This is a genomic window from Psychromonas sp. (assembly GCF_041586535.1).
Lineage (GTDB): Bacteria > Pseudomonadota > Gammaproteobacteria > Enterobacterales > Psychromonadaceae > Psychromonas.
Genome location: NZ_JBFGZY010000027.1, coordinates 18,371 through 30,258 on the forward strand (window position 1 = coordinate 18,371; position 11,888 = coordinate 30,258).

Below are 11,888 nucleotides of genomic sequence, written 5' to 3' on the forward strand. Positions count from 1 at the left end.
TTACTCTCCGTCGAGCATAGGTTTAAAGCGGCGTAGTTCCAACAGACGGTAACCGGTATAGCTACCGAGTAATAACACGAATGCCATAACAACAAACTGTAAGCCGATAAAGTTAAACATTAAATGACGGGTATATTCATTACTCATTACAAAATAAGCGATCACCGCAACGGCTAAGCTACCACCGCCTTGTTTCATTACCTCTTTTGCGCCTTCCTCTTCCCATAACACTGACATACGTTCAATTGTCCAGGAGAGGATGATCATCGGGAAGAAAGTAATTTTAAGTCCTTCGGTAAGACCAAGTTTGTATGCCAGCACACTGAACATGGAAATTAATAGAATAACCATAATGATTACCGTCGATATTCTCGAGACCAGCAGTAAATTCAGGTGTGACAGGTAGGAGCGAATAAATAAACCAACCGAAACAAGCAGAATAAAACCGACTAATCCTGTAATTAAGCTGGTTTGAATAAACGCCATGGCGATTAACACCGGCATAAAGGTTCCTGATGTTTTCAGGCCGATTAAAATACGCATTATTACCACGACCAGGACCCCTAAAGGGATCATTAAAATGCCCTTGAAAAGCGATTGATCTTCAACCGGCAGGCTGTGAATTGAAAAGTTAAACAGATGCTCATTGACCGGTTTTTCCATGATCACCGATAAGGCTGGTTGGTTTTGTTTAATCATAGAAAAGCTTACTGTCGAATCTACCCCGCCGGTTAATTCAAGCAGGGCCTTACCACTTTGATCCCAAAGCAATAAATTCTCGCGGTTGACTGCCTGAGTGCTGGCCGGATCAAAAAGTCGGGAAGTGATAAAACCATCTTGCTCCTGAAAGACTTCAACCAAATAGTGCAGATGCTGACGCCGACGTCCGTCCTCCAGTTTTAGGGCTCCAATTTTTTTAGCTGGAATTTCAGCCTCATTTAATAGAGTAATTAACAGCTCGGGGCTGGGAGAATTACCATTGAGCATTAGCCTTACATTTTGATTAGGATCTTCATCATTCAATACTTTTAAAAGTTCACGGGTAAAACTAAATGCATCTGCACTTTTTTCATAGGCCTCACTGATGATAACCTTGGTTGCTGCAAGTCCAGCTGCACCGGATTCTCTCTGCAGCAGTTCCGGTAGTTCGTTTATTTGCGGATCTTTACTTCTGGCATCAACGAGCACTTGGATATTATAATAAAGAGTTTGTTTTCCCAGCGCATCTCGAATCCCCCACTGGGCTTGGGGGCTATTGCCCTCATTCAGAAAAGACAGACCGTAACCCGGCGAGGCGGCATTTTGACTGAGCTGGGTAAAGCCGGCTTGTGCTTTCGGCGTGCTCAAGGAGGCGAGGACCGGTTTTCCCTGTGCAACAAAGTCAATTTTTGCATCGATGCTCCAGATGGTGCGTGTTTCACCCGGAAACCAGGGAATATCAAGCGCCATATGACGCTGTACCGATTGAAATATACCCAGAATAAATAAGCTGGCTATTAAAACGTAAAAGAAAACCTTAGATCTCATAATTAAGCCCTACTCTTTAGCTGCGCTATTTTCTTTATACTTGGGATAGATATACTCTTTGCTGACATCAACGACAGCAACATCCTGTAAGAATGAACGGCCAATTAAAATTGGAAATTCCATATGGGTACGATCTGTTAAAGTAAATTCAGTTTCGCCTGCTACTTTACCGATACGAACATGCAGATTAACCACTACGCGTCCCTGGGTATCTTCCGGATCACTGGACTGAATAATTCTGACTAAACGGACTATTTTTGCTTCAATAACCTGTGGTGTGGCATCTTCTTCATGGGCTAAATTAAAACGCACCCATTTTTTACCGTCCCGTTCAAAACGCTCGATATTTGTCGCATTGATTGAAGCGGTTGTTGCGCCGGTATCTATTCTTGCCTTGAAATTACGCTTTACTGCCGATACATAAACCCATTCTGATTCTCCGAGAATGGATTTATTGTCAAGCAGATTGGTCTCTTCCTTTTTTTTGACTGCCAGTTTGGCTTTTGCAGAAGAAAGTAAAACGCTTAATTCACTCACTTGTGTTTTACTCGCCGACAAAGCGTCATTTGCTGCTGTTAATTCAGTTTGTGTCTGCAAATGATCTTGTTGAGCCTGCAGGTGCTCCTGCTTTGCCTGTAAGTGCTCCTGCTGCGCTGTAACCAGCTCCTCCTGGAGATTGATTATTTGCGTCTGCTGCTCCCTTGCCTGTTTACTGACACAACCACTAAGGCTGGCCAGCAGCAGTGCGGATAACAGCACAGTTTTATTTAAAAACATAAACAATCCTTACCCTTATTTTTAATTAGTAACACCTGAAGCATAGCATTATGTCGTAAAAATAGCAGTGAAATCCAAGCCTCAAGTGAAGAGAATAAAAAGCATTTTCAGGTATACAGTATATTTCTTAATCCATGCTTCTTATGGAGGCGATGAAGTAAGGAAATAACCTGAATCAGTTGTTCAGAAATGTCAGTGGGAGTCCATATAAGCCCCTAACAACCCCTACTGTTTGTTATAACGGGAATATAAAAATAACCCAATGAGTACCACCAAACAGTATAAGTAGAGAGGAAAGCTGCCAACTACTTGGTAAGGTGTTTTGCCATAAGAGGGCTGAATGTTTTTGGTCAAAACAGCGGCAGTGTTTTTGGGTAATCGCTCTAGTTCATTACCTGCTGCATCGAAAATAGCGGTTACACCATTATTGGTGGCGCGTAACAGAGGTCGCTCAAATTCAATTGCGCGCATTCTGGCAATCTCTAAATGCTGATCCGGCCCGATTGAGTTGCCAAACCAGGCATCATTACTTAACGTTAGCAGCATCCCTGTTTCTGCGCTTATATTTTTACGTAACAGTTCAGGGAAGGCTATTTCATAACAAATCGCCGCGGCTAAGGTTGTCTGCTCTGTCTGTAAATTATCCTGAACTGCCTGGCCGCGCTGGAAGCTCGACATAGGTAGATTGAAATAGGGGGCTAGAGGACGTAATAAATTTTCAAAAGGGACAAACTCCCCAATCGGCAGGAGGTGATGTTTTTGGTAGCGGTTGCCGCTTTGCAGAGAATACCCCTGTTGCTCAGGTAATTTTCCTAAGGTAATGATGCTATTGTAGTAGTCATCCGTTGCTCTTTCATAGCCGATAATACCAGTAATTAAGGTTTTATTGTTTGCAGCTAACTCAGCTGATAAAGGTTGTAAAAAGTCCTGAACATTAAGTTCCAGCGCCGCAATGGCTGATTCCGGCCAGATAATAAGTTCATTTTGATCATCCCGCCTGGTTTCACTGAGTTCTATATATTTCAACAGAGAAGGATATAACTGTTCTGTTTTCCATTTCAGATGCTGATCAATATTTCCCTGCACTAATGAGACGGTTATTTCGGGTTGTGGCTGGGTATAGCGTTGTTTTTGCAGGTTGTAACCACTTATCAGCAAGGCGGCGATTAAAGAGCCACTCAATACCAGCTGTTGCCTGCGGATAAGCAAGATGAACGCGCCGCAAATGACCATGATTACCAGGGTAATTCCCTGTACACCTAATAAAGGTGCAAAGCCGGCTAAAGGTGTACCAGCATGGCTGTAGCCTAGGTATGCCCAGGGAAAACCGGTCAGGACAACTCCCCTTAGCCAATCTGAGATGAGCCATAGTACCGGCATCAGCAGAAGGTAACGCTGGATATCAGACAACCCTGAAAAACGGGTGCTTACCCAGAGTGCCAGGCTTGGGTAAATGGCGAGATAAGCACATAATAAAATAATCAACAGGGCGCTGACGATCTTCGGCATGCCGCCAAAAAGATCCATGCTCACATATACCCAGTGGATAGTGGCTATCATCATGGCGATACAAAAAGTAAAGCTAATTAAAAAAGGACGCCGGGTAGTTATTTGTACCCGCTGCAGTAATAAAAAGAAAGCGACAAAGGCCGGGTAGATAACCCACCATTGTCCGAAGGGGGCAAAAGCAAAAACCTGAAGGGCACCTAGAAGAAGGGCAACAAAAAGTTGCCCGTAAAGATGTTTCGTAACATCATTTAATTTTTCAAGCAAAATAGGATCACTCAATATTGTTTAACTCTTTCGGGGTCAGTACCTGGATTTGTATTAAGCGGCGGTTATCGGCGATGGTTACCTTGAACTGGTGATCATTAAAGGTAAGGCTCTCGCCGCGCCGGGGAAGGTGCCCGAGTTCATGAATAATAAAGCCAGCTACGGTATCCTGTCCTTCAATATCCAGTGCGGTAGAAAAGAAGGTGTTAAATTTATCAATCGATGTCATCGCATTAACAACATAGGTTCTTTTACCAATTTTGCGGATCTCTTCCTCTTCCTGATCGTCGAACTCGTCTTCAATTTCACCGACGATAACCTCTAAAATATCTTCGATGGTCACCAGGCCGGAAACGCCACCGTATTCATCGACAACAATCGCCATATGGTAACGCTGACTGCGAAACTCTTTTAATAACGTATCTAAACGTTTGCTTTCCGGAACGACGACAGCCTCTCTGAGGATATCTTCAATTTTAAAGCCATTTGCATCACTGCTAAAGCCATATTTAATCAGATCCTTGGCCAGTAAAATACCCACAATATGATCTTTGTCCTCGGTGATCACCGGGTAGCGTGAATGCGCCGATTCAATCACTTCGGGTAGAAACTCTTCAACGCTTTGATGCAACCCTAATGTAGTCATTTGCGAGCGCGGGATCATGATATCGCGTACCCGTAAATTGGATACATCCAACACACCCTTGATCATCTCTTTGGTTTTTTGATCAATGACCTGACGCTCTTTTGCGCCTTGAATTACCTCAAGTAATTCTTCCTGAGATTGCGGCTCACCTTGAAAAAGATTACCAATTTTATCAAATAATCCTACTCTAGGGACATCGTGTACTGTTTGCGTTTTGTCTTCGGACATTAACTTTATTTACTCTCTTTCACTGAAATAAGGATCTGTAAAACCGAGTCCGGTTAACAGTTGTGTTTCTAAGCTTTCCATTTCGAGTGCTTGCTGCTGTTCAATGTGGTCATAGCCTAACAGATGCAAAGTACCGTGGATAACCATATGCGCCCAATGGGCGGTTAAGGTTTTATTCTGCAACTGAGCCTCACTTTCTACCACTTTTTTGCAGATAATCAGATCACCAAGTAATGGTAATGTGATCCCCGGAGGATTTTCAAAGGGAAAAGAGAGCACATTGGTGGGTTTTTGGATATGACGATACTGGTGATTGAGCTGCATACTTTCATCCGGATCAACAATACGCACAGTCAGTTCAGCCTCTTCTCTGACCTTATCAGAACCTGCTGTAACCGCCGTTTCAACCCATTTTTCAAATGCTGCCAGTTCTGGCATGTCACTGTCGTCAGCGCAGGCAACTTGTAAATCAACGTATAACTGCATTATTTTATTTCCAGCTTAGCGGCTTCTGTTTCCGCTTTACGTTCAAATGCTTCATAGGCTTTAACAATGCGCGCTACCACAGGGTGACGAACAATATCTTCGGCTAAGAAGAAATTAAAACTGACATCTTCAACTTCTGCCAGTACTTCAATGGCATGACGTAAACCCGATTTTTGATGGCGGGGCAGGTCGATTTGGGTGATATCACCGGTAATGACCGCCGTGGAGTTAAAACCGATCCGGGTTAAAAACATTTTCATCTGCTCGACCGTGGTATTTTGACTTTCGTCCAGAATAACAAAGGCATCATTTAGGGTACGGCCACGCATATAAGCGAGCGGCGCTATTTCAATCACATTTTTTTCAATCAGTTTTTCGACTTTTTCAAAACCGAGCATTTCGAAAAGCGCATCATATAGGGGACGCAGGTAGGGATCGACTTTTTGCGATAAGTCACCGGGTAAAAAGCCTAACTTTTCGCCGGCTTCCACTGCAGGACGGGTCAGTAGAATACGCCGTACCTCCTGACGCTCCAAAGCCTCTATAGCACAAGCGACGGCTAAGTAGGTTTTACCCGTTCCGGCCGGACCGACGCCAAAGCTGATATCACTCTTTAAAATATTACTGACATATTTAGTCTGATTTTCACCGCGCGGTTTAATAATGCCGCGTTTAGTTTTAATCGACAGACTTTGATAAGATTCCTGCTGTTCTGATTTTACTTCTAACAAACGGTGTGTTGAGGTGAGGTTTTGTAACGCAAGATGGACTTCATCAGCAGATAAAGCAGCTGTTTTACCTTTGACCGGTTGGGTTTCTATATATAGCTCTTTAAGAAGATCCGCACCGGCCTGCGCATAACGATGCTCGCCAATAATTTGAAAATGTTCATTTTTATAAACTATTTCCAGTCCTAAGCGACGTTCTACCTGTTTGATATTGTCATCAAATGCACCGCATAATACTGCTAAACGTTTGCTGTCTGCGGGAACTAAATCGAGATAAACGGTAGTCAGTTTTGTAGTCAAAATGGTTAAACCTTAAATTAAACATGAAGTATAAATCTGTGCGTTGAGAACTGTTAAAATCATCAACGCTGCTGATATTTATATCAACAAAACTAACTTTTTAATAGTGTTAGTTTTGTTGACAGAGTAAATTATGCGGGAATAAACAGCTCAACACCTGCTTTATTTTCGTGTTTGTTAACAATATCGCTTGGGCGAATTGATTCACGCAGGTTCATTTCGTCCTCTCCGCGGATGAATTTTCCGCGAATTGAGTTAGTGTGAACTTCTGTTATTTCTACATCCACAAATCCGCCGATTGAACGGTGGTCACCTTCAAAGTTAACGATCCGGTTATTTTCAGTACGACCGCATAACTCCATAATGTTTTTACGTGATGGTCCTTCAACTAAAATACGCTGTACTGTGCCGACCATTTTCCGGCCGATGCTTTGTGACTGCTGGTGTATTCTGTCCTGCAGAATAGCGAGGCGTTGTTTTTTAGTTTCCGGGCTAACATCATCAGGCATATCAGCTGCCGGAGTGCCGGGGCGCTGGCTGTAGATAAAGCTGTAGCTGGTATCAAAATTGATATATTTAATGAGATTCATAGTGTTTTCAAAATCTTCATCGGTTTCATTCGGGAAGCCGACAATAAAATCAGAACTTACGGTTAATCTCGGGCGTACTGCTAATAAACGGGCGATGATATCCTTATACTCGGCAACGCTATGACCACGTTTCATGGCCGCAAGGATACGGTCAGAACCCGCTTGTACCGGCAGATGCAGGAAATCAACTAATTCTGGGGTATCTGCGTACGCTTCGATAATATCATCGCTAAAATCAATTGGATTACTGGTGGTAAAACGGAGACGATCAATGCCGTCAATGGCTGCAACATAACGTAATAATTCCGCAAAACTGCATGTGCCGCCATCGTGGGTTGCGCCAATAAATGAGTTTACGTTTTGCCCGAGCAGATTAATTTCACGCACTCCCTGTTCAGCCAACTGGGCAACTTCCAATAAAATATCGTCAAGCGGGCGGCTGACTTCTTCACCTCGGGTGTAGGGGACAATACAGAAAGTACAGTATTTAGAGCAACCTTCCATAATTGATACAAAGGCCGTTGCACCTTCTGCCCTCGGCTCAGGCAGGCAATCAAATTTTTCAATTTCAGGGAAGCTGACATCAACAACAGAACCTTTGTTTTGTTGTACCTGTTTGATCATTTCCGGTAAACGGTGCAGGGTTTGCGGACCAAAAACGATATCCACGAAAGGAGCACGGCGGCGAATTGCTTTACCTTCCTGTGAAGCTACACAGCCACCGACACCAATAATCAGATTTGGTTTGCTATCTTTTAACTTTTTCCAGCGTCCTAACTGATGAAATACTTTTTCCTGAGCTTTTTCTCTGATAGAGCAGGTATTTAATAAAACAACGTCCGCATCTTCTGCATTCTCAACTGAGACATAACCGTTTGTTGAATTTAACAGGTCGGCCATTTTTGATGAATCGTATTCATTCATCTGACAACCCCAAGTTTTGACGTGTAATTTCATGCTCATAATATCTCTGCTCATACATAGGTTCTAAAAAGAGGTCGTATTTTACGCACTTAAGGTCGATCATGCTACTCTTTGTTTACTTCCTTTTGCGAACTGTTATAAAGGGACAAAGCCCCGTGATTACTAGGGTTAATAACAAGTTTAATTTTAGGATCTTAGGCTGTAATTGGGGACTTGCTGATTTTTGTATCCTGCGCTAGAGCGCCATATAGTTTGGGCAGAAAAAACGTATTCTGGAAAAGTAAATCGATACAGCCCGGCCGTTTTCGTCTATTTCTGCGTTAAAGCATCTGCCAATTAATTATCCGAAGCTGCTGCTTGCGCTTTTGAACAAAAAAATAAGGAAATAATAATGCAAAACAGAGAAGTGATTGTCATCGGTGGCGGAATGGTAGGCGCCTTAACGGCATTATTGCTCGCCAAACAGGGAGATAATATCCACCTGGTAGAGAAAAAACCTTTTCTAAAACCATCTGTAAGCGGACCCTTTGATTTACGGGTTTCAGCCTTTAGCGCGCAGAGTAAACATTTACTTGAGTTAGCCGGCGTATGGTCTGATATTCCCGAAAACCGTCTGTGTGCTTATCAGGGGCTGCAGACCTGGGAAAAAGGCAGTCAGAAACTAAAATTTGACAGTTTGGAGATCGGTATAAATGCACTGGGTTATATTGTCGAAAATCGTTGGGTGCAGGCAGTATTATGGCAGGCATTAAAAGATCTTAACAATGTTACTTTTTATGAGAACAGAGCGGTTAAGGGCATTGTTAACGGCGAAAAAAGCGTACGGGTTACCCTGGATAATCAGGAACAGATAAAAGGGCAGTTATTGATTGCCTGCGACGGTGCTAATTCAACTGTCCGCCATTTGTTAAATATTGGCGTGACGGCCTGGGATTATCGCCAACAGTGCATGCTGGTAACCATAAAAACTGATTGCCCGCAGCAAAATATCACCTGGCAGGAGTTTCGTGAAACCGGCCCCTGTGCTTTTTTACCGTTGGCAGGAAATAATGGTTGTTTAGTCTGGTACCACAGCCCGCAAAAAATTGCCCATTTAAAATCACTGTCGGCAGTACAATTGAAACAGGCCATTGTCGAGGAGTTTGCACATTTACCCTTTGATTTTGCAGTGCTGGATAAAGGCGCTTTTCCCCTTGCCCGTTTGCATGCGCAGGATTACTTTAAAGGGCGATGCGTATTACTCGGCGATGCTGCGCATAGCATTAATCCTCTGGCGGGGCAGGGAGTTAACCTTGGCTTTAAAGATGTTGAATGTCTGGTGAACTTATTGCAGCACAGTTCGGATTTGCCCATGCAGACCCTGTTGAAACGCTATCAGTGGCAGCGTAAACCGGCCAACTTATTAATGCAATCTGCAATGGATCTGTTCTATAAAGTCAGTAAAAGTGAGCTTGGTGCAGTGCGTTTAATGCGCAAAGGAGTATTGGGATTGGCGCAAAACAGCGGACCACTTAAGAATAAAGTGATGAAGTATGCGATGGGGTTATAACCCTTATATACCCATGTTACTTCAAAATGCTTTGTCAGGCACGAGCTCGGAGACCAGAACAAGGCGCAGCATGAGGTAATGGTTATTCCCTTTTCGATTGTTGCAACGCAGAGCTGGTTTTCGAGCTAGCGCCCCGCAGGGCAAGGCAACTTGTACCAATCTGCGTTGTTATAAAATCTCTATGTAGATTAACTATACTTCAATTTTATGCCTAGCATCTCGGCACAATTTGCCTTGCTGACTTTGCATCTTGAAGTATCATGGGTATAGATATATACGCTCGGTTTAACAGAGCGTAATGCTTTAACACGCTAGAATATCTAACGCGAGATAGACAAAAATCTATTTTTCTTTGTGCAGATGCACATCCATTTGCGGGAACGGAATATTAAGCCCTTCTTTGGCAAATGTTTTGTAGACATTTTCATTCATGGCCCAGAATACCTTCCAGTAATCGGGTGCGTTAACCCAGGCGCGTACTGAAAAATTAACCGAGCTGTCTGCTAAAGCTGCAACTACAATAACCACTTCGGGATCTTTTAAAATACGCTCATCGTTATCACAAAGTTGTTTGATCACCGCGCGTGCTTTATCCAGATCATCGCCGTAGGCAACACCGATAGTCCAGTCTACGCGGCGTTTATCTTCCGTTGAAAAGTTCACCATCGAACCTGTAGATAATCCGCCATTGGGAATAATAATGGTTTTATTGTCCGCTGTTTTTAAAATGGAGTTAAAAATTTGTATCTCTTTGACTGTCCCCATATACCCCTGTGCATCAATAAAATCACCGACTTTGAAGGGTTTGAAAAGTAAAATCATCACACCGCCGGCAAAGTTTTGTAATGTGCCGGATAGCGCCATACCCACAGCTAAACCCGCTGCTGCGAGAATAGCGACAAAGGAGGTCATTTGAATACTGAGCATACCAAGGACGGTAATCCCCAACATCACTTTAAGTATTATGGTACTCATGCTGCATAGGAAAGGCTTTAAAGAAGGGTCAACCTTGCCTTTTTCCAGAACTTTGTTTAAGCCGGAAACTACCAGATTAATTACCCAAACACCAATCACCCAGACGGCAATAGCGGCAACTAATGTGGGCCCGTATTCCAGTGAAATATCCTTTACTAACGTTATCATCTCTTGCACATCCATCATTTTTTCACCTTTGTAAATATTATTATTTTAAACAGAAGGTTCAATCACTACCTTTATTGCTTATAATCAAACAGTTAAACTGTATATAATTCAACAGAAAAATAATAGAGAATAATTTTTTTTAGTTAAAAAATAGTTAAAAGCGTGAGCAGAGAAAGTTAAAGAAGGAGTATTTTGCCAGTGCTGTTCTGCGAGGTTTGCTCAAAATAGATAACATCCCAATTCTGTAGCGGAATAAACAACTTAACCAATAGCGGAAAACAATGAAAATGATTTATAACGGGCCAATCGATGGGCCTTTGTTTGTGTTTGCCCATGGCGCCGGTGCGCCGGCTGATTCCGATTTTATGGAAACAATTACACAGGGATTAGTGCTGCGGGGGATTCGTGTTGCACGTTTTAACTTTGCTTACATGCAGCAGTCTATTGATAATGGCACACGCCGCCCGCCGGAGCGTGCACCTAAGTTAATTGCGCAATTTGCCGAGGTGATAACGGAAATTGATCAGGCTATGGTGATCGGCGGTAAATCCATGGGCGGGCGGATCGCAACCTTGCTTGCTACGCAGGGAACCAGGGGCAGTATGGCCAATATTAAAGGCATTGTCTGCTTAGGCTTCCCGTTTCACCCGGCGGGTAAGCCGGATAAATTACGAACAGAGCATTTTCCGCTTATTCAACAAGATACACTGATTATACAGGGGGAGCGGGATCGTCTTGGTAATCAGGATGAGGTGCAGAGCTACGCTTTGCCTGGTAATATCCAATGGTTATGGCTTGAAGATGGCGATCATGATCTTAAACCACGCATTAAAAGTGGCTTTAGTTATCAGGCTCATCTGGAAAAAGCGCTTGATAATATGGCTACGTTTATCAAAAAGAGTGCGGATGATACAAGGTCAGCAAATTAGGGCGGGATGAAGCGGCAAGGTTGTGTGAATCATATACCAAAACGCAGCCATTATCCGGCGCTTTCTATTCTGGTGCTGTATTATAATACTTGGATTAGTTAATCTTGTTTAGGTGCCGGATTGGCGCTGATTATTATCATAATGGATTTATACCAATTCCGTTAATTAGATGATCTATTTAGGCGTAGGAAAAATGGATGAAAGCAAGGCATTGATTGCAGTAACTAGTTGTTCTAATTGCACAAAATCGTATGGAACGATTTTGAACAGCTTTAGCTGGCCACAAAG

Annotated in this window: 10 protein-coding genes; 2 read left to right on the forward strand and 8 right to left on the reverse strand. The window is 43.1% G+C overall.

The features are described 5' to 3' along the window. From ABZA00_RS04855 to miaB, 7 genes are all read right to left on the reverse strand, one after another. On the reverse strand, nucleotides 1–1,527 hold the full coding sequence (locus ABZA00_RS04855; protein WP_372881015.1) for an inactive transglutaminase family protein: 1,527 nt from the start codon (nucleotides 1,525–1,527) through the stop codon (nucleotides 1–3). A 9-nt stretch (nucleotides 1,528–1,536) separates the two neighbouring features. Further along, the gene (locus tag ABZA00_RS04860) at nucleotides 1,537–2,304 is read right to left on the reverse strand and encodes a RimK/LysX family protein (RefSeq protein WP_372881016.1); all 768 of its coding nucleotides are present in this window, start codon (nucleotides 2,302–2,304) and stop codon (nucleotides 1,537–1,539) included. Nucleotides 2,305–2,529: 225 nt separating this feature from the next. Continuing rightward, a complete protein-coding gene (gene lnt, locus ABZA00_RS04865) occupies nucleotides 2,530–4,092 on the reverse strand; it encodes an apolipoprotein N-acyltransferase (RefSeq protein ID WP_372881017.1) in 1,563 nt (520 codons plus the stop codon). After that, nucleotides 4,085–4,951, reverse strand: coding sequence for an HlyC/CorC family transporter (locus tag ABZA00_RS04870; RefSeq protein ID WP_372881018.1), 867 nt, complete (start codon nucleotides 4,949–4,951; stop codon nucleotides 4,085–4,087). The genes lnt and ABZA00_RS04870 overlap by 8 nt, the downstream gene beginning before the upstream one ends. Before the next feature lie 9 nt (nucleotides 4,952–4,960). Next, nucleotides 4,961–5,437, reverse strand: a complete 477-nt coding sequence (gene ybeY / locus ABZA00_RS04875) for an rRNA maturation RNase YbeY (RefSeq protein ID WP_372881019.1) — start codon at nucleotides 5,435–5,437, stop codon at nucleotides 4,961–4,963. Then, entirely contained in the window at nucleotides 5,437–6,465 is a 1,029-nt protein-coding gene (locus tag ABZA00_RS04880) for a PhoH family protein (protein ID WP_372881020.1), read from the reverse strand. Before ABZA00_RS04880 ends, ybeY begins: the two co-directional genes overlap by 1 nt. 131 nt (nucleotides 6,466–6,596) lie before the next feature. Further along, entirely contained in the window at nucleotides 6,597–8,018 is a 1,422-nt protein-coding gene (gene miaB, locus ABZA00_RS04885; protein ID WP_372881021.1) for a tRNA (N6-isopentenyl adenosine(37)-C2)-methylthiotransferase MiaB, read from the reverse strand. Nucleotides 8,019–8,370: 352 nt separating this feature from the next. Here miaB and ABZA00_RS04890 point away from each other — a divergent pair, with 352 nt between their 5' ends. Continuing rightward, a complete protein-coding gene (locus ABZA00_RS04890; protein WP_372881022.1) occupies nucleotides 8,371–9,528 on the forward strand; it encodes an FAD-dependent oxidoreductase in 1,158 nt (385 codons plus the stop codon). Nucleotides 9,529–9,870: 342 nt separating this feature from the next. Here the strand turns inward: ABZA00_RS04890 and ABZA00_RS04895 are convergent, their stop codons facing one another. Then, nucleotides 9,871–10,689: a mechanosensitive ion channel family protein gene (locus ABZA00_RS04895; RefSeq protein WP_372881023.1), complete on the reverse strand. Its 819-nt coding sequence runs from the start codon at nucleotides 10,687–10,689 to the stop codon at nucleotides 9,871–9,873. A gap of 263 nt (nucleotides 10,690–10,952) precedes the next feature. Between ABZA00_RS04895 and ABZA00_RS04900 the strand changes: the two genes are divergently transcribed. Continuing rightward, nucleotides 10,953–11,600 (forward strand): alpha/beta family hydrolase, encoded by a 648-nt coding sequence (locus ABZA00_RS04900; RefSeq protein WP_372881024.1) that lies wholly within the window; start codon nucleotides 10,953–10,955, stop codon nucleotides 11,598–11,600. The last annotated feature ends 288 nt before the right edge of the window (nucleotides 11,601–11,888 follow it).

Coding starts and splice junctions, on each gene's coding strand:
- miaB (WP_372881021.1), bottom strand. CDS start 8,018: ATGAGCATGAAATTACACGTCAAAACTTGGGGTTGTCAGATGAATGAA.
- ybeY (WP_372881019.1), bottom strand. CDS start 5,437: ATGCAGTTATACGTTGATTTACAAGTTGCCTGCGCTGACGACAGTGAC.
- ABZA00_RS04900 (WP_372881024.1), top strand. CDS start 10,953: ATGAAAATGATTTATAACGGGCCAATCGATGGGCCTTTGTTTGTGTTT.
- ABZA00_RS04870 (WP_372881018.1), bottom strand. CDS start 4,951: ATGTCCGAAGACAAAACGCAAACAGTACACGATGTCCCTAGAGTAGGA.
- ABZA00_RS04895 (WP_372881023.1), bottom strand. CDS start 10,689: ATGATGGATGTGCAAGAGATGATAACGTTAGTAAAGGATATTTCACTG.
- ABZA00_RS04855 (WP_372881015.1), bottom strand. CDS start 1,527: ATGAGATCTAAGGTTTTCTTTTACGTTTTAATAGCCAGCTTATTTATT.
- ABZA00_RS04890 (WP_372881022.1), top strand. CDS start 8,371: ATGCAAAACAGAGAAGTGATTGTCATCGGTGGCGGAATGGTAGGCGCC.
- ABZA00_RS04860 (WP_372881016.1), bottom strand. CDS start 2,304: ATGTTTTTAAATAAAACTGTGCTGTTATCCGCACTGCTGCTGGCCAGC.